Genomic DNA, 26,431 nt, shown 5'->3' with positions numbered 1-26,431 from the left:
TCGGCTGAGCCGAGGGAAGGGGGCCTTCACGCGCGATCAGACCCGTTTGGTCGCGGCCTTCAGAGAGGCCTTCGCGGAGGCGGAAGCGCCGATGGTGTCCAGCGCGAACAGCGCCGCACCGACCACGGGCGCCACGTCGACCACCTGGATCGACGCCCGCGGCGCCACTTTCAGGCACCGCCGTTCGATCTCCGCGATCACCTGCGCGCCGACCCCGGTCAGCACTCCCCCGCCGAGGACGACTTCGGGTGCTTCCTCGGTGAGTTCGAGCCGCCGCAGGATGACCGAGACCAGCAGCGCGACCTCTTCGACGAACCGGTCGACCACGTCCTGCGCCACCTCGTCGCCGTCCGCCGCGACGGCGAACAGCAGCGGGCACAGGCCGTGGATCGAATCGGAGTGCAGATCCTGGAAGTGCAGGCGCTGCACCACGTCCAGCACGGACGACGCCTTGAAATGCGCGGTGACAGCGGCTTGCAGAGCCGTACCCGGGCCGCGGCCGTCCTCGGCGCGGACGGCCCACCACAGCGCCTCCTCGCCGAGCCGGTAGCCGCCGCCCCAGTCACCGGAGATCTTGCCCAGCGCGGGAAACCGGTGTTCACGGCCGTCGGCGCTGACGCCGGCACCGTTGATCCCGGCGCCGCACACCACCGCGACTCCCGTCCCGTCGGAACTGCCCGCACGCAGCAGCGCGAGCGTGTCGTTGCCGACGATCAGGGTGTCGCTCCAGCCGCGTGCCGCCAGCGCGGCGTGCAGGATCTCTTCCTCCCGCGGGAAATCCAGCCCCGCGAGATAGGCCGACGTATGTGTCGCGAAAGGACGTTCGTCGGGAAGCCCTGCCCCGCGAAGGGCTTCCAGGACCAGCTTCTCCAACGCTTGGACGCTGCCGTCGACCCCGATGTTCTGTGGGGACGCGCCCGGTCCTCGCGATTGCCCGAGCACCCGTCCGTCCCGCGAGACGATCAGGACATCGGTCTTGCTGTTGCCGCCGTCGATCGCGACGACGACGTCCTGTGAGCCGGCCGTCATGCCCCCGCCCACGGCAGGAACTCACGATTGATCTGCACCAGCGAGTCGGCGAGCTGATCCGCCTTGGTGTACTGGCCGACCAGCGGATGCGCGAGCAACGCGTCGGCCACCCGGTCCCGGCCGCCCTTGATCGCCGCCTCCAGCGCGAGATGCTCGTAGGCGGTCACCCCGGCGATGAGCCCGGCGAACCGCTGCTCCACGGGCGGTTGCGCGATCGGGCGCGGGCCGTTTCCGTCCACAAGGGACGGAACCTCGATGACGGCGTCGTCCGGCAGGAAGTCGAAAGTGCCTTCGTTGCGGACGTTGACGACGTGCTCTTCGGCGGGGCCACCCGAGGTGAGCGCGTGCACGAGCTGCACCGCGGCCTCGGAATAGTAGGCGCCGCCCCGCTTTTCGAGCTGCTCCGGTTTGGTCACCACCTCCGGGTCGAGGTACACCTTGAGCAGTTCCTCCTCGACGTCGCTCACGACGTCCGCGCGCGGCCGCTCGGTGCGCTGCTTCGCGACCTGCTCGTCGTGCCCGTAGTAGTACTTCAGGTAGTACGACGGCACGACGTTCATCCGCCGCATCCATTCGACGGGCGCGGTGACGTGCTCGCCGAGGTATTCCGCGTGCTCCGCCAGCAGTTCCGGCAGGCGGTCCTCGCCGTTGACGAGCACCTTCCGTTCCCAGCTCAGGTGGTTCAGTCCGGTGTGGACGAGTTTGACGTCGTCGATCCCGGCACCGAGCAGATGCGCGAACGTGCGCTGGAGGTGGATGGCGACGTTGCAGAGGCCGACGGCGCGGTGGCCCTCGTTCAGCAGCGCCCGCGTGACGATGCCGACGGGGTTGGTGAAGTTGACGATCCACGTGTCGTCCCCGGCGATCTTGCGGACCCGGTCGGCGATGTCGAGCACCACCGGCACGGTGCGCAGCGCCTTCGCGAGGCCGCCCGCGCCCGTGGTCTCCTGCCCGACACAGCCGCAGGCGTGCGGGAACGTCTCGTCCCCGCGGCGGGCGCGCTGCCCGCCGACCCGCAGCTGGATCAGCACCGCCGACGCGCCGTCGACGCCCTCTTCGAGGCTCGACGTGGTGCGGACCCGCGCCGGATGCCCGGCGTGGCCCAGCAACCGGTTGCTGAATTCCCCGACCGCCTCCACCCGGTACGTGTCCGGATCGATCAGCACGATCTCGTCGACGTCCAAAGTGGACCGCCGCCCGGCGATCCCGTCGATCAGCTCGGGCGTGTAAGTGGACCCACCACCGACGACTGCCAGTTTCATCCCTTGACCCCTGTGAATGTGATGCCCTTGACGAAGGACTTCTGCGCGAACACGAACAGCACGATCACCGGCAGCATGATCAGCGCGGTGGCCGCCATGGTGAGGTTCCATTCCACGTGGTGCATCCCGCGGAACGACGCGATCGCCAGCGAAAGCGGCCAGCTGTCGCGCGTCTCACCGGTGTAGAGCAGCGGACCGAAGTAGTCGTTCCAGGTGAACAGGAAACAGAACATCGCGGTGGCCGCGATCCCCGGCTTCGCCATCGGGATCAGCACCTTGACCATCGCCTGGAACTCGTTGCAGCCGTCGATCTTCGCGGCTTCGAGGTAGTCCTTCGGAATGGTGAGGAAGAACTGCCGCAGCAGGAAGATCGAGAACGCGTCGAAGAAGAAGTACGGCACGATCAGCGGAACCAGGGTCCCGGTGAACCCGAGCCGCACCCACAGGTCGTACAACGGGACGACGGTGACCTGCGGGGGCAGCATCATCGCGGCCATGGTCAGCATGAAGAACAGGTTCTGACCGCGGAACTTCAGCTTCGAAAGCGCGTACGCCGCCGGGATCGCCGAGACGAGCGCCCCCACGGTGGCCAGCGTCGAATACAGGATGCTGTTGCCGAAATACTGCAGCAGCGGCGCCTTTTCGAACACCTCGATGAAGTTCTCGAAGTGCCATTCCTTCGGCCAGAAGTTCGACGAGAGCGCCTGATCGCTGGACATCACCGCGGTGAGGAACACGAACAGGATGGGCAGCATGAAGATCACGCCCATCGCGATGCCCACGCTGTGCGTCGCGATCCAGTACAGCTTCTTGTCCCATTGGCGCCGCACCCGCACCTTCGGCGGTTCGGATGCCGGGGCGGTGTGCCGGGGCTCGGCCAGTGTGGTCATCCGCCCTCCTCCTGATGCTGGGTCTTGCGCAGCTGCCGGACCAGGATCCAGGTGAACCCGGCCGACACGATGAACAGCAGGACCGCCATCGCCGCCGCGTAACCCATGTTGAAGTACCGGAAACCCTGGACGTACAGCCAAACCGGATAGGTCAGCGTCGAATTCTGTGGTGCGCCGATGAATCTCGTGTTGCCCGCGACGTCGGCCGCGCCCGCGGCCGCCGACCCCGCGACGATCGCCTGCGTGAAGAACTGCAACGCGAAGATCATCGAGTTGACGATGCCGAACAGCAGCACCGGCGAGATCGACGGGAGCGTGACGTGCCAGAACCGGCGGACCGGCCCGGCGCCGTCGAGTTCGGCGGCCTCGTACTGTTCCTGCGGCACGTCGAGCAGCGCCGCCAGGATGATGATCATCAGCTCGCCCGAACCCCACATCACCAGCAGGGTCAGCGCGGGCTTCGACATCGCCGGATCGTTGAACCACAGGCCGCCGTCGATGCCGACCGCCCGCAGGAACGCGTTGACCGGGCCGTATTCCGGGTTGAACAGGAACACGAACGCCAGGGTCGCCGCGGCGGGCGGGGCCAGCGAGGGCAGGTAGCAGAGCGTCCGCACCAGGCCGACGCCCGATTTCAGCCGCGAGATGATCGACGCCACACCGAGCGAGAACACGACCCGGCAGAACGTCAGCACGATCACCAGCCACAACGTGTTGTACGCGGCGGTGCCGACCAGCGCTTCGCTGGTGAACATGCGGATGTAGTTGTCGAAGCCGATGAACTCGGGCGCGTTGATCAGGTCGTAGCGCGTGAACGAGTAGTAGAGCGTGGCGATCAGCGGATACCCGAAGAAGATCAGGAACCCGAGGGTCGCCGGTGCGATGAAGTAGAAGACGGTGCGACGGCGGCGCGCTGCGTTCCCCTTCCGCGTCCGGATGGACGCGGAAGGGGAGGCGACCGCCCTGGAATCCAGGGTCGAAGTCATGCGATCAGCCGCCGGCGCGTTTCTGGGCCAGCTCGTCGTTGATCTGAGCGTCGACCTGCTTGAGTCCCGCGATCATGTCGGGGACGTTGCCCGCCTGCCACTTCTCCGCGAAGTCGTTGACGGCCTTGAGGTGTGCGTCACCGATCGGGGTCGACGGGTTGGGCATGAGCTTTCCGCCGTTGTACAGATCGAGGAACGTCTTGAACTCCGGCGTGACCTCGAGCTTCGGGTCGGTCAGCGCGGCCTTGGTGCTCGGGACGTTCTTCAGGCCGTTCGACAGGTCGACCAGCGTCGAGGTGTCGAGGGTGACCTGCTTGATCAGTTCCCAAGCCGCGCCGGGGTTCTTGGCGCCCTTGGGGATCGCGATGATCGTGCCCGTGGTGAACGCGCCGCCGTACCGGTCCGGCTTGCTGTCGAGCACCGGCGGGGCCGCGGTGCCGAACTTGAGCTCCGGCGCCTGGTCCTTGATGAACGCGGTGCGGTACTCGCCGTCGATCATCATCGCGAGCTTGCCGCGCTGGAAACCGTGGTCCGCCGAGTACTCCTCGCCGAGACCGGCCTTGAACTGCTCGACCTTGGCGTGCCCACCGTAGAAGTCCACGAGCTGCTTCTGGAAGTCGAACATCGCCTTCCACTCGGGGCTGTCGGCGAGGTGCGACTGGCCGTCGGGGCCGATGTAGGTGGCGCCGAAGTTCGGCGCCCAGTACTGCGCCATGTTGGCGTAGAACGGCATCGACGGCAGGAAACCGGCGACCTTGATGGAGCCGTCCGGGTTGAACTCGGTGAGCTTCTTGGTGGCCTCGAACAGTTCCGAGGTCGTCTTCGGCGGCGACGTGATGCCCTTCGCCGCGAACATGTCCTTGTTGTAGTAGAAGCCGTAGACGTCGGCGAGCAGCGGCATGGCGCAGCGCTTGCCCTGGTATTCGGTGTAGCTGCGGACGGCGTCCGGGATCTGGTTCAGATCGATCTTGTCGCGGTCGATGTAGGGCTTGAGATCCTGGAAGCTGCCCGTCGAGCACCACGCGCCGAGGTTGTCGGTGAAGAACGAGATCGCCACGTCCGGCGGGTTGCCACCGCGGATGGACTGGGTGATCTTGTCGTCGTCCTGCTGGCCTTCGTGCTTGATCTCGATGTTCGGGAACTTCGCCTTGAGCTTGTTGAGCCCGGCGGTGACCACGTTGTACTCACGGTCGGTGAACTTGCTGTAGACGGTCAGCGTGAGCTTCGCGTCCGCGGCCGGGGCGGCCGCCGCGTCGCCCGACCCGCCGTTCGGGCCGCTTGCGGCGCCCGAACAGGCGGACACCAGCGCGGCGACGGTGACCGCGCCGAGCACTATCGAGCCGCGCCAACGGCGGCCGCTTCTCCGAACCTGGGTCGTGGAACTCATGACCCTCCTCCTAGTTGGTTGGGGCGGGAGACGGTGGTTCTGTTCGTGAATCCGGGATAGCCACGATCGGGTTCGGCTCTCCCGCCCCGGACCGTCTCGGCCCGAGGAGCGAAGGGGTGTTGACGCCGAAGACGTCCCTGCGCACGGTGGCGAGCGCCGACTGGAGCGCGCCCGCGCGGACCGCGTTGCCCTGCACCGAGGCGACCCCGACGGGGGTGCGGGGCAGGACCAGTTCGTGCAGCCTTTTCGCGACCAGCGCGGCGAATTCGTCACCGCCGGCCCGGCTGGTGTCGCCGGAAAGCAGCACGAGTTCGGGGTCGACGACCGCGATCAGGCTGGCCGCTCCGCCCGCGACACGGCGGGCGAGGTCGTCGAGGAAGGCTTCGTTGCCGTTTTCGCGGGCTTTCGCGACGGCGTCCGCGCCGGTCTCGGCCTCGAAGCCGTGCGCGGCGGCCAGCTCGACGACGGCCGGCGACGCGACGAGGTCGCCGAAACGATCTCCCTCGCGGGTCTTCTTCTTCGCCGTGGCGACGGAAACCGGATCGGGGACACGCATCCAGTCGATCTCGCCGCCACCACCGGTCGCGCCGCGCAACAGCCTGCGGCCGACCACCACCGCGCCGCCGACGCCGTCGCTGAGCCAGATCATCACGAAGTCGTCGAGCCCGACGGCCTGGCCGACCGTCATCTCCACGATCGCGACGAGGTTGACGTCGTTCTCGATGGTGACCTCGACGCCGAGCTCCCGGCTGAGCCTGCTCGGCACGTCGAACCCGAGCCAGCCGGGGATGTGCGGCGCGGAGGAGAGCAGACCGGTGCGCGGGTCGAACGCGCCCTGCGCGCCGATGACGACGTGGCGGAGATCGGTGGCGGCGAGCCCGGCGCTGTTCGCGACGTGGGTGAGCGCCGCGCCGAAGGTGCCGACGACGTCCGCGCCCTCGTGGACCGGCAGCGGGACCTGGTACTCGGCGAGCACCGCGCCCGTGACGTCGGAAACGACGAAGTCGGCCGTCTGCGGGGTCAGGTCCACGGCCGCGACGTAGGCGACGCCGCCGTTGACCTGCCAGAGCTGCGCCCTCGGGCCCCGGCCGCCACCGCGGACGCCGGCCTTGGTGACGACGTCGTCCTGTTCGAGGCGGGTGAGCAGCTGCGCCGTCGCGGGTTTGGACAGGCCGATCGCGACTTCGAGCTCGGAGCGCGTCAGCGGGCCCTCCCTGAGGAGGACCTCGATGGCCGCGCGATCGTTGATCTCGCGCAGCATTCGCGGACTGCCGGCTCGCACTGGAGTTCACTCCCGACTTCGTTAGGAAACTTTACAGACGGTTTCCGGGGACTGTAGTGAGCCGAGCCACAGCCGTCAACGGGGTCGGGAAACGGGGAGGTAACGCTTGCCGTGTTCCGCACAGCGGGTATACGTACCGGCGCGGAGGGTGGCCGTCCGGGCGGACCTGCCTGGCGAGTGGTCCGGGCTAGACGACGAAGGGCCGCTCAGGAGGTTCGAGGCCTCCCGGGCGGCCCTTCGGCGACGCGGCGGTGGATCAGAAGTTGGGCTGCACGTACAGGTCGTACACCCAAGGGAACGTGGGCGAGGGATAGCACATCCACCCGTTCCAGTCCCCGGCGAGCTGGCCGTGGTGGCCGGTGATCCCGCAGTCTTCCTGGCTGTACGAACCGAAGTACTCGTAGTCCGAGGCCTGCGCCGCTCCCGCGGTCACGGCGCTGATCGAGGCGAAGGCCGCCACGGCGGCTCCGGCGACGGCGAACCGCCGCAAGGTGTTCTTCATGGTTTCCCCAGTGTCCTAACTCGATGGTCCTGAAAACGGACAGCAGGAGAATAGCGGGCACGACGCCGCCTTGAGGGCGAATCACCAACCTTCGCCGGGAGTTCTTGACTGGTCATTCTTGAATGACTATTCTCAAACCCATGGCCCGACCACGCCAGTTCGACGAGACGACAGCGATCGAAGCCGCGGCGGCGGTTTTCCGGCAACGGGGATACAACGCGACTTCGGTCGATCACCTCGTCGAGGCGACAGGAGTTCACCGGGGAAGCCTGTACGGCGCGTTCGGCAGCAAACACGGCTTGTTCGCCCGGGTGCTGGAACACGTCACCGCGGACCGCGACGAGCAACTCGACATCCTGCTGGTCGCGCTGCTCGAACTGGCGCCCACCGACGAGCGGCTGCGCGCCCGTGCCCGGGCCGTCATCCAGGACCTCGGGACGACCCCCGACCAGCTGGGACGACGGCTGCTTGCTCGCGCCCGCGTGCACGACATCCACGACGAAGGAGAAAAGGCATGAGCAACAACCGGGTCACCATCAGCGGCGACCGGCTCGTGGTCGAACCCGTGGGGATCGACAAGGTCTGGTCGTTCACCCGGCGGCTCGAAATCCCGCTCGCCCACGTGCGTGGCGCGACCCACGACCCGGGGATGCGCGACGAGCCGAAGGGCTGGCGCGGACCGGGTCTCCGGATCCCCGGCAAACTCTCCGGCACCTTTCACGCCGACGGCGACCGGCAGTTCTGGAACGTCTCCGGGTTCGACCGCACGGTCGTCATCACCCTCGATGAGGCCGAGGACTTCAACCGGCTCGTGCTCACGGTCGACGATCCCGCCGAGATCGTCACGGCCGTCAACAACGCGATCGCGTGAGTACCTTGCTGAGTACATGAAGGCCCCCTTCCTTGCGTCTGGCGCAAGGAAGGGGGCCTTCATGTACTCAGCAAGGTGTGAAGGTCGAGTTTCCTCGGCTGAGCCGAGGGAAGGAGGCCTTCACGCGCAGCCGTTACTGCTGGTGCAGTTGTGACTACCAAATCCGTGAAGGCCCTTGAGGGACCCAGAGTCCCTCAAGGAGGCCTTCACGGAACGAGTCGGAAAGTGGTAGCAAAGGTCCCTTGCTACCCGCCGGCTGTCAGACCCCGGCCCAGGCCGCCAGCATCACGCGCGCGATCGACGAGTTCCCCGGCAGCACCAGCTGCCGCGTCCCGCCGGCGATCGGGGTCGGCACGGCGCCCGCGTTCCGCAGCTGACTGTTCGCGAAAGCGGCCCGCACCTCCTCGCGCGAAACCCAGAACGCCTCTTCGATCTCACCCTCGGCGGGCACGATCGTCGAAGAGATGTCCGCCCGTGCGGTGAAGCCGAGCATGATCGACCGCGGGAACGGCCACGGCTGGCTGCCGAGATACCGCACGTCGCGCACCTCGACACCGACCTCTTCGCGGATCTCCCGCTCGACACAACCTTCGAGCGACTCCCCCGCCTCGACGAAACCGGCGAGGATCGAATACCGGTCCGGCGGCCAGATCGGCTGCCGGGCCAGCAGGACGTGCTCGCCGTTGACACCGGCGTCGTCGTGCACGAGACAGATCACGGCCGGGTCGGTGCGCGGGTACTCCTCCCGGCCGCAGCCGGTGCATTTGCTCGCCCAGCCCAGCTGGATCAGCTCGGTCGGGCTTCCGCAGCGCGTGCAGAACTTCGCCTGCCGCCGCCAGGCCTGCAGCGCCTGCGCGGTGGTGAACAACCCGGCCGACGTGTCGTCGAGCAGGTCGCCGTAGCCGCGCAGATCGACCCAGATCTCGCCTTCGTGCCGGGCGACCTGTTCCACGACGCCCCAGCTGCCCGCCATTTCGACGGTCTCGGTCTCGCCGGCGGGGCGGCCGGGCATCGACCAGTAGTCGGTGCCCTGCCACTCCCCCAGGAAGACCGCCTCGGCGGGCGGCTCGGTGCCGAACTCCTGCGACTTGCGGGTCGCGAGGCTGCCGGAACCCTCCACCACCGGGGTGCGCGCGTGCTCGTCGAGCAGCACGATCCGGGCGTTCGGCCAGCGCTCGGCGAGCCGGTCCGGGTTGGTGCGCAAGGATTCCTGACGGTCCGCCGTGGAGCGCGAAAGCGTCGGGAGCGCCCCTAACCCGAACGGCGTCTCCATCAGGAGGGCTCCCCGACGGTCACGTCGCCCAACGCCGTCAGCTTCGGCGCGAGGACGTCCGCGTCGCCGACGACGACACCGGTGAACCGCTTGGGGGCGAAGAACTCCAGCGCGGCGTTCGCGACGTCTTCGGCGGTGACCGCGGCGAGGCGCTCCGGATGCCCGGCGAGCCATTCGACGCCCAGCCCGGTCGCGGCGAGCGCGGACAGCTGCGCGGCCAGGCCGCCTTGCGACGACGCGGCCGTGACCAGCGAACCGATCGCGTACTGGCGCACCGACTCGACCTCTTCCGCGGTCGGCGGCACGAGACCGAGCCTGGCCAGTTCGTACCGCGTCTCCATGAGCGCGGCGGCGGTCGCGTCGGTCGCGGTGTCCGCGTCGACGTTCACCACGGCGGTCTGGTCGGTGAACTCGAATCCGGAATGCGCGCTGTAGGTGTAACCCTTGTCCTCACGGATGTTCTCGACCAGCCGCGAGGAGAAGTACCCGCCGTAGACGAGGTTCGCCAGCTGCAGCGCCGGGTACCGCGGGTCCGTGCGCGACACCGTCTGCGCGGACAGCCGGATCTGCGACTGCACGGCACCGGCCCGCGGCACCAGCAGGACATTGCCGCCGACGAGGTCGGGCAGCGCGGGCAGGCGGACGGCGGAACGGTCCGAAGCCCAGCCGCCGAACGCCTTCTCCAGGTCGCCGATGACGGTCTCGGGGTCGATGTCGCCGACGATCACCAGCACGGATCCCCGCGGCAGCACCGAAGCCCGGTGCAGCGCGCGAACCTGCTCGGGCGTCACGACGGCCACGTCTTCGGCCTGCGGGACCTCGCGCACGGCGGGGTGGTCGCCGTAGCGGTGCTTCTGCAGCGCCTCACGGGCGATCGTCCTCGGCTGCGTGCGGGACACGGCGATCCGCTCGATGAGCCGCTCGCGTTCCCGCTCGACCTCGGCGTCCGCGTACGACGCGCCGGTGAGCGCGTCGGCGAGGACGTCGAGCATCGTCGGGAGGCCGTCGGCCAGCGAGGTACCGGTGACGACCAGGCGCTCCGGGTCGACGCCGGACGCGAGGTCGCCGCCGATCAGCGCCAGATCCGCGTCGATCTCGATGCGGTCGCGGCGGGCGGTGCCGGTCAGCAGGGTTTCGGCCAGCACCTCGGCGGTGGCCGGGTGCAGCTTGTCCTCACCGGCGAACGGGATCCAGACGCGCAGCTCGACCAGCGGCACGGTGGGCTTGCGGACGGCGAGCACCCGCAGGCCGTTGCTCAGCGTGGTGTCCACATGGGACAGATCCGCGGCGGCGCGCTGCGTCCCCAGCGACGGGACCGGACGCGGCCCGGCGGCCGTGCGGCCGATCTCCTCGGCGGTGCGGTGCGGTGCGCTCACTGCTCGGAACCTTCCTGATCGGAATCAGCCTGCTCGGAATCGGCGCTGCCGGGGCGGACCACGAGAACGGCGCGCGAGTCCGGCCGCAGCGCCTTCGCCGCCGCCGAAACGGCTTCTGCGGTGACCGCCGACATCTTCTCGGCGAGCCGGTACACCAGCGACGCGTCGCCGTAGAGCAGCTCGAACGAGCCGAGCGCCAGCGTGCGGGACACCAGCTTGTCGTGCTCGGAGTGCAGGCTCGCGGCCCAGCGCGCGGTGACCTTCTTGAGTTCCTGGTCCTCCGGCGGCGTGGCCGCCAGCTTCTCCAGTTCCTCGTCCAGCGCGGCGAGGACCTGGTCGGTGCTCACCTCGTGCGGGTGGATCGCGGTGATGGTGAACGTGTCCGGGTCGCGCGCCTCGAACGGGCCGAAGAGCCCGGCGCCCGCGCCGATGTCGACGACCAGCGGCTCGCGGTGCACCAGCCGCTGCTGCAGCCGGGAGCCGTCGCCGTCGGTCAGCACGCCGGCGAGCACGAGGTTCGCCAGGTAGCCGTCGAGGTCGTTGATCGGGTCCGGCATGCGGTAGCCGACGCCGACCGCGGGCAGCGGGGCGTGCGGGTCCACGTGCTCGCCGCGCAGTTCGCCCTCGGGGGCGGGCTCGGCGAACGACGGACGCTGCGGAGCGGGCCGGTGCGGAACGTCGCCGAAGTGCTTCTCGATCAGCTCGCGGGCCTCGTCGACGGTGAAGTCACCGGCGACGGTCAGCACCGCGTTCGCGGGCGAGTAGTAGGTGTCGAAGAAGGCCGCGCAGTCGTCCAAGGTGGCCTGTTCGAGATCCTCGAAACCGCCGTAACCGTTGTGCGCGTTGGGGAACGTGGAGTACAGCACCGGCGGGAGCAGGATCCACGGGAACCCGCCGTACGGCCGGTTCAGCACGTTGAGGCGGATCTCCTCCTTGACCACGTCGATCTGGTTGGCCAGGTTCTCCTGCGTCAGCTTCGGCGCCCGCATCCGGTCCGCTTCGAGGAACAGGGCGCGCTCGAGAGCCGCCGCGGGGAGGACCTCGAAGTAGTCCGTGTAGTCCGGATGGGTGGAGCCGTTGAAGCTGCCACCACTCGACTGGACGTACCGGAAGTGCGCGAGCTTCTCCAGGCTCTCGCTCCCCTGGAACATCAAATGCTCGAAGAGGTGCGCGAAACCGGTGCGCCCTTCGGGCTCGGAACGGAAGCCCACGTCGTAGTGGACGCTGACACCCACCACCGGAGCGGTCGCGTCGGGCGCGAGCACCACGCGCAGACCGTTGTCGAGGGTGAATCGGACAAGCTCGGGATCGGCCATGCGCACCACCCTACGGGCTACTCAGGCCTCCAGGCGACGACCCTGGCGGGTCGCGGCGAAGGTTCCCACCAGTGCGGCGGTGAAGTCGCTCACCCGCGCGATCGGGACCTCGCCGTCGTCTTCCTTGCCGTACCAGTAGATCTTGGGCGGACCCTTCAGTTCGGCGAATCCGGCGACCCACCGTTCTTGTTCGCCGAGAGCGAGCGCGTACGGCAGCGCCCGGGAAAGGAGTACCTCGCGTTCGAGCTTCGGAACGTCCTTCGCCTTGGTCGCCAACAGCGCCTCGCGGACGCCGAGCAGCCGCCGGTGCAGCACGACGCCGGCGCCGGTGCGCACCGGCAGCCATCGGGCGGCGACGGCGAGTACCGCGCCCGCGGCGATGACGATCAGTCCGAGCTGGGCGTAGCCGACGGTCAAAGCCAGCAAGACGGTGAGGAACAGGCCGTAGAGGCAGATCCGCAGGCCGACGCGGGTCAGCCTGCCCGGCAGGCGCGAGTACCAGCGGCGCTCGACAACGCTGTCGTCCAGCGCCTCCCGCACCGATTCGACGCCGATCAGCGCGGCCTGGATCTCCGACAACAGCACCGACTCGCTTTCGCCGGGCAGGAGGAGGTCGAACACGGCGCGTTCGTAGGTGGTCAGCTGCTCGTCCGGCGGATTGCGGCGGACGAGCCGCCAGGTGGTCAGCTCGCCGGGCTCCTCGCTCACCCAGAGGTAGTTCCGGACCGCGAGGTCGACGACCGTCGCGGCCAGGTCGACGGCGTCGGCGCGGCCCGAGAGGACGGTCCCGACCTGTCCGGGGAGCACGCCATCGGGTGACGAGAACGCCTTCCCGGTGAGCAAGCGGACCGGGAGCGCATCACCCGGGTGCCTGTCCCGCCTTCGCAGGAGGGCCAGGCCGACGGCGGCCGCGATCAGCACGAGGGCGAGGCCGCCCCACGCCCAGCCGACCGGGGCGGTGAGCACGAACGCCCCGGCGAAGGTCTTCGACGGCTCCAGCCGCGCGTTCGCCGGGACGGTGCCGCCGGGCAGTTCGACGGAGATCTCCATCCGCTGCCCCGGCGCGAGGTTCTGCTGGCTGAACCGGGTCAGCCCGGAATGCGCGATCTGGGCGGTCGCGCAATGCGCGCGCGAACCCTCAGGCCCGGCGTAACAGGAGACCGCGTTCGGGATGGCCGGCGCGGCGAAGCTCGCCCGCACGAGTTCGAGCCGGGCGTCCCAGCCGCCCGCGAGCTGCCAGCTCACCCGGGTCAGACCGTCGGCTTCGGCGACCGCACCGTCCACTGTGTACCGGACGATCGAGGTGCCGCCCTTGAGCTTGACGGTGAACTCGTCATCGGTCAGCTCGGCGTTGCCCGCCCCCTCGATGACGACGTCTCGGATGCCGATGATCCGGTCGCGGTCGCGCGGGGCGGCCGTGCGGAGCGGGATCCGGCGGGTCATCGTCGCCTCGCTCGGCACGGACACCGCCTCGACGACCGTGAGCGCGCCGTCGCGTTCCACCTTGAGCGAGATCTCCGCGCTGTTCGGCAGTGCGGGCAGCTGCGGTTCGCTCTGCGCTCCCGCCGGTGCCGCACCCAGCACCAGCAGGAGGAGCACCGGCAACAGCACGCATTTAGTCCTCTGAATGCGGTACTTCACCTCAGGCGGGGACCGGTTCCGGACGCAGCGAGCGCAGATGCCCGGATTCGGCGAGCAGACCGTCCAAAGCGGACAGGAACGACGGCAGATGCGCGGCGAACCGGCGCAGATCCCGATCGCCTTCGAGGCCGCCGAACCAGTACAGCCCGGCCGAACCGTCCGCCGACGGGTCGAGCCCCTCGAACGTCCGGAGCCAGTGTTCGGTGTCGCCGAGCACGATGGCGTACGGCAGCGACCGGGAGAACACCATTTCCCGGTCCCCCAACGGAATGTCGGCGACCTTGACGGTGTGCAGGTATTCGAGCAGTCCGCGTACCTGGCCGACCAGACGCCTGCCGCGCGTCGTCCTCGGCGGCACCCACGAAGCACCCAGCAGCGTCGCGACCCCGGCGAGCGCGACCGCGACACCGAGCAGCGCGTGGCCCGCCGTGAAGGTCAGGACGACGGTGGCCACGAGACCGAGCGCGATCAGCCCGATACCCGCCCAAGTCAGCTTGCTCTTGCCCTTGTCCGGGCGCCGCGAGAACCAGCCCTTGCGCACGACGTCGGCGTACATCGCCTCGCCCGCGACACGGAGATCGACGGTGCCGCGGCCGCGGAGTTCCGACAGCAGCACGGAATCGGTGCCCTCGGGCAGGAGCGCGGTGTAGATCTCGCGCTCGAAGGCGGCGAGGTGCTCGTCCGGCGCGTTTCGGCGCGCGATCTGCCAGTCGACCGTGCCGGCACCGCGGACTTCGGCGATCCACAGGTAGTTGCGGACGGCGAGGTCGACCACCGTTCCGCTGACGTCCACGACGTCGACCGTCTCGTCGACGACCGTCCCGACCTGCCCGGGCAGGACACCGTCGGGCGAGGCGAACGAAACCCGATCACCCTCCCGCATGAGGACGTCGACCGGGCCGGTGCCCGCGGCGAGCGCGCCCCGGTCACGGCGGCGCAGCAGCCAGACGGCGAGCGCGCCGAGGACCAGGAACAGGGCCAGCGCCCCGAATCCGATACCGGCGAGGGTGGTGAGGGCGAAGGCGCCGCCGACCGAGGCGATCTGCTCGAAGCGCGCGTTCGCGGGCACCGTGCCCGCCGGCAACTGAACGGCGAGGTCGACCCGTTCGCCCGGCGCGAGCTTGTCCTGCTCGATGCGGACGACGCCGCTGTGGTCGGTCTCCGCGAGCGAACACTGCCGGTCCGAGCCGAGCGGCCCGGCGAAACAGTCCACTGTGGGCGTTTCGCGCGTCGGCGCGCTGAACGAAGCGGACACCCGGGACAGTTCGCCGTCCCAGCCGCTCGCGACCTGCCAGCGCACCTGCTGCGCGCCGTTGACGTCCGCGACCGCGCCGTCCACTTTGTACTTGAGGGTGGCCGCGCCGCCGTCGAAGGTGGCGACCAGCTGTTCGCCGTTCGGCTCCGTCTTGCCCGCGCCCTCGACCGAGACGTCACGGATCGCGTACACGCGGTCCTGCTCTTCACCCGCGGGAACCTTCAACGGAATCCGGCGCACCAGGTGCTGTCCACCCGGGACGGTCACCTGCTCGGTGATCGACAGCGAACCGTCGCGTTCCACCTTCACCGCGACGTTCGCGGACGCTCCGCTCGGTGGCTGGAGCAGGCCGAGCTGGCCGCGCGCGCCCAGTGGCGGCGGCTTCGGCAGCTGTGGCGCGTTGGTCAGCGAAGGGCCCGCTCCGGGCGCCTCCGGAACGTTCGTATCCGACGGCGGGGCCATCAAGGCCGAGCTCGCCGCGACGGCCACGACCGCCGTCCCCCATTTCGTCAACACAGCCACACACTCTAGGGCAGCCGATCTATGCTGACCGCCGAAACGCCGAATCCGCCACCTGGGCGAACGGCGTTGCCGAACCGCATGGGGGATCCACTCGATGAACCAGCAGCCGCCCGGCCCGCCTGATCCGCGGCGCCGGCCGACTCCGCCACCGCCACGGCAGCCACCCCGGCCGCCGCAGGGTGGCCGACCGCTTCCGCCGCAAGGCGGGCGTCCGCTCCCGCCACCGGGAGCGCGTCCGCTTCCACCGCGCGGGGGCCCGCCGATGCCGCCGCCGAACCGGCCGGGTCCCGTCCCGCCAGCTCGTCCGCCGGTTTCCCGGCCGACGCCGGTTCCGCCGCCGTTCCGGCCGGGTCCGCCGAGCGGTGGCATGCCGCTGCCCCCGCCGGGCGCGGCACCGCTGCCGCCGCCGCAGATCGGCGCGCCGGTCCCGTTCCGGCCCGGTGCCGTCGGCCCGCCGCAGCTTCCGTACGGCCCGCGGTTCGCTCAGCCCGCTTTCGCGCCCTACGGCGGATACCAAGCCAAGAAGTCGAACGGCGGGGTGATCGCGGCGGTCGCGATCGTCGCCGTGATGGCGGTCATGGGCGGGCTGCTCATGGTGATCACCATCGCGAACGGCAAGTCGAAACACGTCGCGGACGTCGGCTACTCCAGCTATCCGACAACCTCCACTTCGGACTACACGACGACCAGCGATACGGCTTCGTCGACGACGACGGCCACCAGTTCGCGTGACTCGACCGGCACACGCGAGACGTCGACCGGCTCGACCCGGGAGACGTCCGCCAGCCGCGCCCCGTCCGGCCCGCAACCGCATCACAAGCTGGCGGACAACCCGCTGTGGCTCGACGACGAAGTCGGCCTGCCGAACCAGCCGTGCAACCTCTCGCGCTGGGCGAACAACCCGGACGCGGCGGCGGCGTTCTTCGAAAGCGCGCGGCCGTGCCTGGACAGCGTCTGGCAGCAGGTCATGAACTACACGAAACTGCCGTTCCGGGTGCCGACCGTGAAGTACCCGTCCGGCAAGAACTGGTCGAGCCCGTGCGGTGACGCCAGCGGCGGCTCGGTGGCGGCGTTCTACTGCTCACAGAACGAGACGCTGTACATGCCGTACGAAGGCCTTCAGGTGCCTCAGTACGGCAACCGGCCCGGGGTCTATCTGGCGGTCTTCGCCCACGAGTACGCGCATCACATCCAGGCGCTTTCGGGGATCTCGGAGGCCTACTGGGACGCACGGTACGAAGCGGGCACCGACTCGGCGGCGGGCCTTGAGATGTCGCGGCGCAACGAGCTTTCGGCGCAGTGTCTCTCCGGGACGTTCCTGGGTTCGACGGTGGGGCGCGGCGGGTCGGTCGATCAGGCGATGTACCGCGACGCCTGGCAGACACAGGACCGCGGTGACCACAACGGCGGCCCGCGCGACCACGGTTCCGACGCGCACGCGGTCTCGTGGTGGCAGCACGGCGCGCAGAAGAACCGTATGTTCCAGTGCAACACGTGGGCGGCGAAGTCGGCCGACGTCTCCTGATGCGCGACTGTCCGTGAAGCCCGTACGGCGGCGGGTTCGCGTGACCAGCGGGACGACACGCGTGACTAGGCGGACGACACACGGCGGCACCCCGGCCGCGCGAGTGTCGTCCGTCTGATCACACGTGCCGTCCACTCAGTCACGCGCGAGTGCCGGCCTGGGCCGCGTGGGTCGTGAGTGGCGATTGTCGTTCTAACCCTCTTTACCACTCACGACCCACCCGAGCGGCGGCTATGCGACGTTGCCGGTCAGCTCGGCGGTGCGAAGGGGTTTTCCGGGGCCGGTTCCGCGGGCGGCTGCGGTTGGGCGACCGGGGCGGGGGCGGCAGGCTGCGGATAGGACTGCACGACAGGCGGCCCGTACTGGACCGCCGGCTGCAGCTTCGCCTGATCCCGCTGCCGCCGCTCGGCCAGCACCGCCGACAGGTACGCCCAGGACGGCACCCCCGGCGGCACCGGCGTCCCGATCGCCGCCGCGACCTGCTGCGCGAGCCCGTAGCCGAGCGCTTCGGCTGCTTCGGGCCGAAGCTCGCTCGTGCGGCTCAGGTACTGACGGACGGCCAGCGCGAGATCGTTCGGCAGCCGGGTCAGGTCCAGCTGCGAAGCCCAGTACGCCAGTTGCGGCGGCATCCCGACGTACGGCGTCCGCGCCGCGGGCATGCGTTCCCGGATCACCAGCGTGCCGGCCAGGTAGTCGCCGACGCGGCGGCCGTTGGGCGACAGCAGCGACGTGACCACCGCCACGACGCCGAGCATGCCCAGCGCCCAGAAGTCGATGAAGAAGCCGGCGAGCCCGCGGACCAGCGCGTGCCGGAACCTCACCGGGCCGCCGTCGGTGCGGACCACCCGCAGGCCGAGCGCCATCTTCCCGAGCGTGCGGCCGCGGCTCAGTGTCTCGCAGATCACCGGGTAGCCGACCATGATCAGCACAAGGGTCACCAGGAACAGCGTCAGCGCCAGCGCCTCGTCACCGAAGACGGCGACCTGGCTGAGCACCAGCATCGCGACGACCAGGGCGATCAGCTGGAGGGCGACGTCGAGCATCATGGCGAGCCCGCGGCTGGCCAGTTTCGCCGCGCGCACGTCCAGGACGACGGCCTCGCCGGTGACGAGTTCGGACTCTTGTTCCACCCGGCAAGCGTAGTGACGAATAGGCTGGGCGACCAAGGACGATCGCCGGGAGGGCTCCGAGTTGGACGTGGACGTGTTCGTCGCCGCGCACCAGGCCGAATGGAACCGGCTGCGCGACCTCGTCGGCCGCGCCGGGAAGCTCAGCGGCCCGGACGCCGACGAGCTGGTGACGCTGTACCAGCGCGTCGCGACGCATCTTTCGATCATCCGCTCGGTCGCGCCCGACCCGGTGCTCGTGGCGCAGTTGTCCGGCCTCGTCGGGAAGGCGCGCTCGGCCGTCACCGGTTCGCACAGTCCCGCCTGGCGCGAGGTCGGCCTGTTCTTCACCCATCGGTTCCCGGCGGCGCTGTATCTGAGCCGTCGCTGGTGGCTGGCGTCGGCGGCGGCGTCGATCGCGGTGATGGCGATCGCGGCGGTGTGGATCGCCGGCGATCCGCAGGTGCTCGCGTCGTTGGCGTCGCCCGAGGAGTTCAAGGACCTGACCGCGCCGGGCGGGAAGTACGAGACTTACTACTCGTCCGACCCCGCGGGTTCCTTCGCCGCGCGCGTCTGGACCAACAACGCCTGGGTGGCCGCGACCTGCCTGTTCCTCGGCGTGGTGCTGGGCGTCCCGGTGATCTACGCGCTCTGGGCGAACTCCCTGAACCTCGCGATCGGCGCGGCGCTGATGTCCTCGGCCGGGCGGCTCGACGTGTTCTTCGGGCTGATCCTGCCCCACGGCCTGCTGGAGCTGACCGCGGTCTTCGTCGCGGCCGGGACGGGCCTCAAACTCGGCTGGACGGTCATCGACCCGGGACGCCGTTCCCGGACGGCGGCGCTCGGTGAACAGGGGCGGTCGGTCGTGGTGATGGCGCTGGGGCTGACCGTCATGCTGCTGATCTCCGGCGTGATCGAAGGCTTCGTGACCCCGTCGGGCCTGCCGACCTGGGCGAGGATAGGAATCGGAGTAATCGCCGAGGTCGCTTTCTTACTTTACGTGTTCGTCGTCGGGCGTCGTGCCGCGAAAGCGGGCGAAGTGGGTGATGTCGACTGGCGATACGCTGGAGATTCTCGACCGGAAGCGGGCTGACCTGGTTAGCTCCTTTCATGGGGAGAAAACGGTTACGCGCCTTCGCGATCGTCGTCCTGTCCGTACTCGCCTCGACGCTCCTCGTCGGCGCGTCCCAGGCCCGGACCGTGTCCGCGCCGTCGGGCAAGCAGAACTGGGTGGTGAGCGTCGGCGGATTCCGGACCGACGCCGACCGCAATTACGTCCGCCTCGGCTATCTCGTGTTCAACCCGGCCGACAACACCGTCGCGCACAACTTCTGGACCTGGAGCCAGGCGGGCTTCCCCGTCCCGGTCGACAGCGGCGACGTCTACTACTGCGGTGACTGGGCGCCGGGTACCAATCCCCGCAACAACTGCCCGATCAAGACCGCGCCCGGTTTCACCGGCGCTCCGAACGGCCACTTCACCGGCACGTACGCCGAGAACTCCGGTCAGGTGGCCATCACCTGGACCAGCAGCACCGTCGACGGCACCACCACCGCCGTGAACCTCACCGAGACGTGGGCGGTTTCGGAGACGCGGCCCGGTCTCGGACGTCTGCAACTGGTGAGCGACAACTACTCGATCACCAGCGGCATCGCCTACGGCAGCAACGCCTCCCTCGCGCAGACCAGCAAGGCCCCGATGAGTTCGGTCCGCGCGACCCAGCGGTCGTACCTGCTCGAAGGGCAGGGCGTGAACCGCCGCGCGATCACGAATTGGACCCGCGGCGGCAGCGGCGCGCTCGGCGTCGGCCCGGGGTGGAACAAGTGCGACGACGGCTCCTGCCTCGGGTACGTGCAGTACGACTCCGGATGCGACCCGTCCTCCTGTTGCCTCCCGGGCGCCGGATACGAGGCCTGCGCGAAGAAGATCATCGACACCGGCGACAGGCGGTTCTACTACCTGAGCGACGCTTTCGGCGGACGGCGCAACAGCTACGAGTTCTGGTGCGAATGCCTGTCCTACAACGGTTGCTACCTCGGCAACAGTCACGTCCGCCCGCTGCTGCAGGTGATCGACGACGCGGGCGCGTTCCAGGGCTGGGTCGGCGCCGAGGTCAGCCCGGACCGGAGCGGTTCGCGGGATCCCTCGGGCGAGTACTACTCGAGTTTCGCGCTGGTGGCCTAGTCCCACCCGGCCGAAGCTCAACAGGTGCAGCTGCCTTCGAAGGTGATGCTGTTCCCGTCCTCCAGGCTCGCGCTGCCGGTGAACCGGATCTCGAACTCGCCCGGTTCGGTCAGCACGATCTTCGGGCTGGCCGCCGAACCGTCGGCGCCGGTCTTGGCCGTCGCCGTCTCAGCGCCGCCTTCGAAGACCAGGACGTTCTTCGGTCGTGCCGCGCGGACGAAGAAGTTCACCGGCACGTCCGCCGCGGGCTGGCCGTTCTCCCCGATCACGCGCACCACGAACGCCTGGCCGGGCGTCTTCGTGGACAGCCGCTGCCCGTTCCCCGACAGGATCGCGAGGGTCCGCACCCCGGCCGCCCACGTGTTGGACAGCCCGGGCAGGGAACAGACTTCCTGGTACAGACGCGATCCGACGGCCGGCGTCTCCGCGGTCAGGCAGCGCGCGGTCGCCACGTTCGCCAGCAGCACCAGCCCGGGCAGCCCGGCGTTGCGGCGCCACTGCTGGAGACGGTCCTTGCCGTCGCACGCCACGAGTTTGACGCCGATCCCGTCGACCGGGCTGATCGCCGCCAGGCACTGTCCACTCGCGACATGCTTGTACGACAACGCCGCCTTGTCGTACACCCACTGCGCGTTGGCGTCCTTCGCGTCCGCGAGCGAGAGCTTGCCGTCGGCCGCGGCCAAGGAAACGGTTCCGCCCCCGTCGGCGAGATAGACAGGCTTCCCGGCGGATTGTGCGGAAGCGGGTGACACGAGCAGCACCGCCGGAAGTACCGCGAAGAACAGCACGAGCTTGCGCAAACCTGGCCCCAATCGCGTCGGTCCGGATCCCCTTCCGAGCTAACCGCCCGCGACCGCGCCCGCCAACCGGCACCACCCCATCGGGTTCGGCGTCAAAGCCGTCCGGCCGCCTTCAGCGCGAGATACCGGTCCGCCAGCCGCGGCGGCAGATCCTCGGGCACCGCGTCGACGACCTCGACCCCGTGCCGCGCCAGCCGCGCGGTGACCTGGCGGCGTTCGGCCAGCACCCGTTCGGCCGCCGCCGCGTCGTAAACGGCTTCCGCGTCGCCACGGCCCGCCGCCATTTCGGCGACCCGCGGGTCCGCGACCGAAGCGATCATCAGCTGGTGCCGTGAGGTCAGCTTCGACAGCACCGGGAACAGGCCTTCTTCCAGCGGCGCCGCGTCCAGCCCGGTCAGGAGGACGACCAGCGCGCGCCGCCGGGTCCGCCGCAGTACCTCCGCGACCATGCCCCGCGCGTCGGTCTCGACCAGCGACGGTTCGAGCGGCGCCATCGCGTTCACCAAGGCGGGCAACAGATCCGACGATCCCTGGACCGCCGCGTGGACCTGCCGGTCGTAAGCGAGCAGGTCGACGCGGTCACCCGCCCGGGCGGCGAGTACGGCCAGCAGCAGGGCCGCGTCCATCGCCGCGTCGAGCCGCGGCGCGTCCCCGACCCGGCCCGCCGAAACGCGGCCGGTGTCGAGCACCAGCACCACGTGCCGGTCGCGTTCGGGGCGCCAGGTCCGCACCATGACATCGGACGCGCGCGCCGAAGCCCGCCAGTCGATCGACCGGACGTCGTCGCCGATCACGTACTCGCGCAACGAGTCGAATTCCGTGCCCTGGCCCCGGATCAGCACCGCGTTGCGGCCGTCGAGCTGCTGCAGCCGCGCCAGCCGCGACGGCAGATGCTTGCGGCTGTGGAACGGCGGCAGCACCCGCACGGTCCACGGCACGTCGTGCGAACCCTGCCGGGCGGCGAGCCCCAGCGGCCCGGTCGACCGGACGGTGACCCGGACCGCCGTCCGGTCGCCGCGACGGGTCGGCAGAAGTCGTGTGGTCACGACACGGCGTTCGCCCGCGGGCAGGGTGAGGCGGTGCCGGTCGTCCGCGCCGGCGCTGGGCGGCCAGGCGTCGCGGAGCCACGCGCGCACCGGACGGCCGCCGGGATTGGCCACGGTCAGCGTGACCTCGCATTCCTCCCCGAGCCGCACGGACGTCGCGCCGGATCGCGCGAACTGAAGCCGTCGCACACTCCCGGCGAGCAGGAGATCCAGCACCACCATCAGCAGCAGCACCGCCGCGGCCAGCCCGATCCCGGCCCACGAGGGCAGCAGGAATCCGACCACCGGCGCCGCGAGGAGCGCCAGCAGCCCGAGCCGCCCGGTGACGGCCATCAGCGCGGAACGGGCACGGACGCGAGGACGCGGTCCAGCACGCCGTCGGCGGTCGCGCCTTCGAGCTCGGCCTCGGGCCGCAGGTCGAGACGGTGCCGCAAAGCCGGCCGTGCCAAGGCTTTGACGTCGTCCGGGGTGGCGTAGTCACGGCCCGCGAGCCACGCCCACGCCCGCGTCGCCGCCAGCAGTGCGGTGGCGCCACGCGGGGAGACGCCGAGCCGCACGGACGGCATCGACCGTGTCGCCCGGCAGACGTCGACGATGTAGGCGAGCACCTCGGGCCGCACGGTGACCCCGGCGACGGCGCGCCGCGCGGCGTCGAGCTGGGCGATCCCGGCGACCGGCGTGACCCCCGCCGCGCCGAGGTCACGCGGGTCGAAACCCTGCGCGTGCCGGGAAAGGATGCCGAATTCGTCCTCGCGGGACGGCATCGGCATGGTCAGCTTCAGCAGGAACCGGTCCAGCTGAGCCTCCGGCAGCGGGTACGTGCCTTCGTATTCGACCGGGTTCTGCGTCGCGATGACGATGAACGGGTCGGGCAGCGGCCGCGTCTTGCCGTCGCTGGAGACCTGACGCTCTTCCATCGCCTCCAGCAGCGAAGACTGCGTTTTCGGCGGCGTGCGGTTGATCTCGTCGGCCAGCAACAGGTTCGTGAAGACTGGGCCCTCGCGGAAGGAGAACTCGCCGCTGTGCGCGTCGTAGACGATCGAGCCGGTGATGTCGCCCGGCATGAGGTCCGGCGTGAACTGAACCCGCGTCGTCTCCAGGTCCAGCGCGGCCGCCAACGCCCGCACCAGCAACGTCTTCGCCACCCCGGGCACGCCTTCGAGCAGCACGTGTCCCCGGCACAGCAACGCGATGATGAGGCCGGTGACGGCCGCGTCGTTGCCCACCACGGCCTTTCCGACCTCGGCGCGCAGGGCGATCAGCGCCGCCCGGGCTTCGGCCGCACCGTCCATACCGGACTGCTCGCTACTCAAGACCGCTCCACCTCTCGTTCCACGACATCGAGTCCGTCCGCCAGCCGCACCAGCGCGGCGTCGTCCCCAGGCGGATCCCCGTACAACAGCGCGCCGATCTCCGCGGGCGCCCGGCCGGTCCGCGCGGCGACGGATTCCACCAGCGCGGCCGGTTCGGCGTCGCGGGTGAGCCCCAGCAACGGCCGGAGCCGCGCGCGGGCCGCCTCACGCAAGGTCTCCCCGGCATGCGCGGCGGCCTTCGCCTTGCGATACAATCTCGCCCTGCCCTCGGTGGCCTCGGCCGCGCGGACCACGACCGGGATCGGCTCGGTCACCACCGGCCCCAGCCGCCGCGAGCGCCACAACGCCAGCAGTACCACCGCGACCCCGGCCTGCAACGCCGCGTACGACCAGCCCGCCGGGATCAGTTCGGACAGCGGCTTCTTCTCGGTCTCCAGCGACGGGTCGGCGGGCGTCGGCAGGTACCAGACCAGCCGCTCGTGCTTGCCGAGCATCCGCATCGCCAGCGCCGCGTTGCCCTCGTCGGCCAGCCACTCGTTGGTCAGCGGGGCGGGGGTGCCGAGTACGGTCACCGTCCCTTGTGGACCGGGGACCTCGAGATACGAACCGCCGTAGCATTCCCGCGCCCTCGACTGCGTGGCCGAATACTTCAGGCCGCCCATCGTCGCGCTCCCGGCCGCGACCGGATCCGCGGCGTCGCAGTCGGGCGCGCGGGTCTCGGTCTCGGCCTGGCCGCTCACTCGCACGCCGGGAAGGACCTCCTCGACCGTGCCGGGGCTCGGCTGCACCAGCACGACGTGTTCGGCGTTCTGCCTGATCTCGGCGAAGGCGCTCTTGGGCACGTACTCGGGTTTGGTGATCAAGACCGTCGCGTCCCTCGCGACCCCTTTGGCCTCGGCGGCGGTGCGCACGATCGGAATCTTGACGCCCTCCCGTTCCAGCAGCGTCGCCAGCGCGCGGCCGCCACCGGGCTCGTAGGAACCCGGTTCGAGCGCGCCGGTGGTCTGCTCGCCTTGGAAGAGCACGAGCAGTGTGCCGGTCAGCACGATCAGGAGGACGACCGCGAGCGGGAGCCGCACCCCGCGCCAGATCCGGCGGGCGTCGGGCGAAACCGAGGTCATCCGGCCGCCAAGGCGACCGGCCGGGCACGACGGCAGCGTTCGTCCAAATCGGACAGTGACCGGTAGCCGTCCGCCGTGGCGGGGATGTCTCCATAGTGGACGTCGTCGAACAGCCGGGCGCCGGCACGCAGGGGCCCGGCGACGTCGGGAAGCAGCCGTCCGGCTTCGAGGGCGGCCTCGTCGGCGGTCCGCCCGGACTTCTCGTCGAGCAGCGCCCGCTCCTCCAAGGACCGCACCACGGCACGGAACCGCTCACGCACGGCGTCGTCGAAGTCGCCCCGCGCCGCGGCTTCCTCGGCCGCCTTGCGATGTTCGCCGGAAGCCTTGCGCTGCCCGGCGAACACTGCGCGCCCGCTCTTGGCCGACGTCGCCAAGGGTCCGGACTTCAGCCGGATCACCACGACCAGCACGAGCAGCACGACGGCCAGCAGCACCACGGCGAAGATCCCGCCGGGCACGACGCCGTTGACCGTTTCGAGGAAACCCAGCAGTTTCTCGACCACCCAGGTGAACGCCTCGGACAGCCAGCTCGGTTTCGCGGCCTGGTAGGCCTGTCCCGAGAGCTCCTCGGCGGCGCGCAGCCGGGCGGTGTCCCGGTCGATGTCGACCGGGACTTCGGTGAGGAAGCGCGTCACCATGCCTGCGGCGGGGGCGGCGTCTGGATACCGGCCGCGCGGGCCAGCTCGATGTCCATGCCCTCGCGGCGCATCCGCTGGTCGATGTAGAGGATCACGGTGACCAGCGCGGTGAACGGGCCGACGATCGTCTGGGCGATCACCGTGCCCACCGACTGCAGGATCAGGTCGCCGGTCGACGGGACGTAGATCTGGTCCAGATTGCCGAAGATCGACAGGAAGGCGCTGAAGCTGAACGGGATCGTGATGATCGACGCCAGGAACGACGAGATCACGTACGCCAGCAACAGGATGCCGAAGACCCGCCAGAACATGCCGGACACCAGCTTCACCGACCGGCGGAACGCCTCCATCACGGTGCCGCGTTCGAGGATGAACGCCGGGCTGGCCAGCGCCCAGAAGGTGTAGGGGATGATCGCGGGCAGCAGGCAGAAGATGGCCCCGACCAGGATCGCCAGCGTGTAGAGCACGGTCAGCCCGAGCAGCGGCAGCAGCCGGGGCGCCGCCTCTTTCGCGGCCTCTTTGAACGTGACCGGTTTGCCGAGGACGGCCTTGCCCATCAGGACGGTCAGGAATCCCGTCAGGACGGTCGTCCCGAGCAGGGTGGCGACGAGGGTGATGAACGACGTCGCCAGCGTCCCGCCGAGGATGCCGACCATCTGGTTCATCAGTTCCTGATCGGTGGCCGCCGGGCCGAGATCGCGGACCTTCTCGAGATCGCCGGTCGTGTCGACCAGCAGCAGCCCGACCAGGTTGATGGCCGCGGTGAGCACGGCGGTGACCGCGGCGGCGCCGAAGACCATCCGCCAGTACTTGCGCATGGCCGTGACCGCGCCGTCGAGGATGTCGGTGAGGTTCAGCGGGCGCAGCGGGATGACGCCGGGCCTGCCGAGGCCGACCTTCCAGTTCGGATACTGCTGCTGCGGCGGGGGCTGGTACGACGGCAGCGGAGGCGGCGGCGTCGCCCCGGAGGGTGACTGCCACTGCTGCGCCGCTTGCCCCTGCGGCGGCGTCGGCGGGTCCGCCTGCGGCTGTGGTGTGTCCGCCTGCGGCTTCGGCGTCTCGGTGCCTTCCGGCCCGGACGGTCCGCCGGTCTCCGTCATGCGACA

Annotated in this window: 24 protein-coding genes; 5 read left to right on the top strand and 19 right to left on the bottom strand. The window is 69.8% G+C overall.

From position 1 onward, the window contains the following. Nucleotides 1-36: 36 nt before the first annotated feature. From DMC64_RS06665 to DMC64_RS06635, 7 genes are all read right to left on the bottom strand, one after another. Nucleotides 37-1,041 (bottom strand): N-acetylglucosamine kinase, encoded by a 1,005-nt coding sequence (locus DMC64_RS06665; protein WP_037332006.1) that lies wholly within the window; start codon nt 1,039-1,041, stop codon nt 37-39. After that, nucleotides 1,026-2,291, bottom strand: coding sequence for a 6-phospho-beta-glucosidase (locus DMC64_RS06660; protein ID WP_125732653.1), 1,266 nt, complete (start codon nt 2,289-2,291; stop codon nt 1,026-1,028). The genes DMC64_RS06665 and DMC64_RS06660 overlap by 16 nt, the downstream gene beginning before the upstream one ends. Next, nucleotides 2,288-3,181, bottom strand: coding sequence for a carbohydrate ABC transporter permease (locus DMC64_RS06655; RefSeq protein ID WP_073847562.1), 894 nt, complete (start codon nt 3,179-3,181; stop codon nt 2,288-2,290). The genes DMC64_RS06660 and DMC64_RS06655 overlap by 4 nt, the downstream gene beginning before the upstream one ends. After that, entirely contained in the window at nt 3,178-4,167 is a 990-nt protein-coding gene (locus DMC64_RS06650; RefSeq protein WP_199754904.1) for a carbohydrate ABC transporter permease, read from the bottom strand. The genes DMC64_RS06655 and DMC64_RS06650 overlap by 4 nt, the downstream gene beginning before the upstream one ends. A gap of 4 nt (nt 4,168-4,171) precedes the next feature. Then, nucleotides 4,172-5,554 (bottom strand): extracellular solute-binding protein, encoded by a 1,383-nt coding sequence (locus DMC64_RS06645; protein ID WP_037332011.1) that lies wholly within the window; start codon nt 5,552-5,554, stop codon nt 4,172-4,174. A 10-nt stretch (nt 5,555-5,564) separates the two neighbouring features. Next, nucleotides 5,565-6,815, bottom strand: coding sequence for an ROK family transcriptional regulator (locus DMC64_RS06640; RefSeq protein WP_037332012.1), 1,251 nt, complete (start codon nt 6,813-6,815; stop codon nt 5,565-5,567). Between the two features lie 277 nt (nt 6,816-7,092). After that, entirely contained in the window at nt 7,093-7,338 is a 246-nt protein-coding gene (locus DMC64_RS06635; protein WP_125732651.1) for a hypothetical protein, read from the bottom strand. Nucleotides 7,339-7,478: 140 nt separating this feature from the next. Here DMC64_RS06635 and DMC64_RS06630 point away from each other — a divergent pair, with 140 nt between their 5' ends. Together DMC64_RS06630 and DMC64_RS06625 are read left to right on the top strand one after the other, a co-directional pair. Then, the gene (locus DMC64_RS06630) at nt 7,479-7,856 is read left to right on the top strand and encodes a TetR/AcrR family transcriptional regulator (protein WP_125732649.1); all 378 of its coding nucleotides are present in this window, start codon (nt 7,479-7,481) and stop codon (nt 7,854-7,856) included. Further along, entirely contained in the window at nt 7,853-8,209 is a 357-nt protein-coding gene (locus tag DMC64_RS06625) for a hypothetical protein (protein ID WP_063276351.1), read from the top strand. The genes DMC64_RS06630 and DMC64_RS06625 overlap by 4 nt, the downstream gene beginning before the upstream one ends. Nucleotides 8,210-8,468: 259 nt before the next feature. On the opposite strand, the gene nudC is transcribed toward DMC64_RS06625, so the two are convergent. The 5 genes from nudC to DMC64_RS06600 are packed head-to-tail and all read right to left on the bottom strand — an operon-like array spanning nt 8,469 to nt 15,586. Then, nucleotides 8,469-9,482 (bottom strand): NAD(+) diphosphatase, encoded by a 1,014-nt coding sequence (gene nudC / locus DMC64_RS06620; RefSeq protein WP_037332016.1) that lies wholly within the window; start codon nt 9,480-9,482, stop codon nt 8,469-8,471. Then, nucleotides 9,482-10,858: a pitrilysin family protein gene (locus DMC64_RS06615; RefSeq protein ID WP_125732647.1), complete on the bottom strand. Its 1,377-nt coding sequence runs from the start codon at nt 10,856-10,858 to the stop codon at nt 9,482-9,484. The genes nudC and DMC64_RS06615 overlap by 1 nt, the downstream gene beginning before the upstream one ends. Next, the gene (locus DMC64_RS06610; protein WP_037332018.1) at nt 10,855-12,174 is read right to left on the bottom strand and encodes a pitrilysin family protein; all 1,320 of its coding nucleotides are present in this window, start codon (nt 12,172-12,174) and stop codon (nt 10,855-10,857) included. Before DMC64_RS06610 ends, DMC64_RS06615 begins: the two co-directional genes overlap by 4 nt. Before the next feature lie 21 nt (nt 12,175-12,195). Continuing rightward, the gene (locus DMC64_RS06605) at nt 12,196-13,782 is read right to left on the bottom strand and encodes a DUF2207 domain-containing protein (protein ID WP_125732941.1); all 1,587 of its coding nucleotides are present in this window, start codon (nt 13,780-13,782) and stop codon (nt 12,196-12,198) included. A gap of 34 nt (nt 13,783-13,816) precedes the next feature. Beyond that, on the bottom strand, nt 13,817-15,586 hold the full coding sequence (locus DMC64_RS06600) for a DUF2207 domain-containing protein (RefSeq protein WP_370323668.1): 1,770 nt from the start codon (nt 15,584-15,586) through the stop codon (nt 13,817-13,819). 268 nt (nt 15,587-15,854) lie between these two features. Between DMC64_RS06600 and DMC64_RS06595 the strand changes: the two genes are divergently transcribed. Next, nucleotides 15,855-17,117: a neutral zinc metallopeptidase gene (locus DMC64_RS06595; RefSeq protein ID WP_125732645.1), complete on the top strand. Its 1,263-nt coding sequence runs from the start codon at nt 15,855-15,857 to the stop codon at nt 17,115-17,117. A 248-nt stretch (nt 17,118-17,365) separates the two neighbouring features. On the opposite strand, the gene DMC64_RS06590 is transcribed toward DMC64_RS06595, so the two are convergent. Beyond that, the gene (locus DMC64_RS06590; RefSeq protein ID WP_125732643.1) at nt 17,366-18,247 is read right to left on the bottom strand and encodes an RDD family protein; all 882 of its coding nucleotides are present in this window, start codon (nt 18,245-18,247) and stop codon (nt 17,366-17,368) included. Between the two features lie 61 nt (nt 18,248-18,308). On the opposite strand from DMC64_RS06590, the gene DMC64_RS06585 reads away from it, so the two are divergent. Together DMC64_RS06585 and DMC64_RS06580 are read left to right on the top strand one after the other, a co-directional pair. Then, the gene (locus DMC64_RS06585; RefSeq protein ID WP_125732641.1) at nt 18,309-19,316 is read left to right on the top strand and encodes a stage II sporulation protein M; all 1,008 of its coding nucleotides are present in this window, start codon (nt 18,309-18,311) and stop codon (nt 19,314-19,316) included. A 17-nt stretch (nt 19,317-19,333) separates the two neighbouring features. Further along, complete coding sequence (locus DMC64_RS06580) at nt 19,334-20,407, top strand: hypothetical protein (protein WP_125732639.1); 1,074 nt, start codon at nt 19,334-19,336, stop codon at nt 20,405-20,407. Nucleotides 20,408-20,424: 17 nt separating this feature from the next. On the opposite strand, the gene DMC64_RS06575 is transcribed toward DMC64_RS06580, so the two are convergent. From DMC64_RS06575 to DMC64_RS06550, 6 genes are all read right to left on the bottom strand, one after another. Next, nucleotides 20,425-21,207, bottom strand: coding sequence for an RICIN domain-containing protein (locus DMC64_RS06575; protein WP_125732637.1), 783 nt, complete (start codon nt 21,205-21,207; stop codon nt 20,425-20,427). A gap of 92 nt (nt 21,208-21,299) precedes the next feature. Then, nucleotides 21,300-22,586 carry a DUF58 domain-containing protein gene (locus DMC64_RS06570; RefSeq protein ID WP_125732635.1) on the bottom strand — a complete coding sequence of 429 codons (1,287 nt, stop codon included), beginning with the start codon at nt 22,584-22,586 and terminating at the stop codon, nt 21,300-21,302. Beyond that, nucleotides 22,586-23,545 (bottom strand): MoxR family ATPase, encoded by a 960-nt coding sequence (locus DMC64_RS06565; RefSeq protein ID WP_073847551.1) that lies wholly within the window; start codon nt 23,543-23,545, stop codon nt 22,586-22,588. The genes DMC64_RS06570 and DMC64_RS06565 overlap by 1 nt, the downstream gene beginning before the upstream one ends. 17 nt (nt 23,546-23,562) lie before the next feature. Continuing rightward, complete coding sequence (locus DMC64_RS06560) at nt 23,563-24,687, bottom strand: DUF4350 domain-containing protein (protein ID WP_125732633.1); 1,125 nt, start codon at nt 24,685-24,687, stop codon at nt 23,563-23,565. Continuing rightward, nucleotides 24,684-25,325, bottom strand: a complete 642-nt coding sequence (locus DMC64_RS06555) for a DUF4129 domain-containing protein (protein ID WP_125732631.1) — start codon at nt 25,323-25,325, stop codon at nt 24,684-24,686. The genes DMC64_RS06560 and DMC64_RS06555 overlap by 4 nt, the downstream gene beginning before the upstream one ends. Beyond that, nucleotides 25,319-26,425 carry a hypothetical protein gene (locus tag DMC64_RS06550; RefSeq protein WP_125732629.1) on the bottom strand — a complete coding sequence of 369 codons (1,107 nt, stop codon included), beginning with the start codon at nt 26,423-26,425 and terminating at the stop codon, nt 25,319-25,321. The genes DMC64_RS06555 and DMC64_RS06550 overlap by 7 nt, the downstream gene beginning before the upstream one ends. Nucleotides 26,426-26,431 lie beyond the last annotated feature (6 nt).

Source organism: Amycolatopsis sp. WAC 04197, assembly GCF_003947475.1.
In the GTDB taxonomy this organism is placed as follows: Bacteria; Actinomycetota; Actinomycetes; order Mycobacteriales; family Pseudonocardiaceae; genus Amycolatopsis; species Amycolatopsis japonica.
Note: the sequence above shows the minus strand (reverse complement) of the source record. Positions and strands in the feature narration are given on the sequence as shown.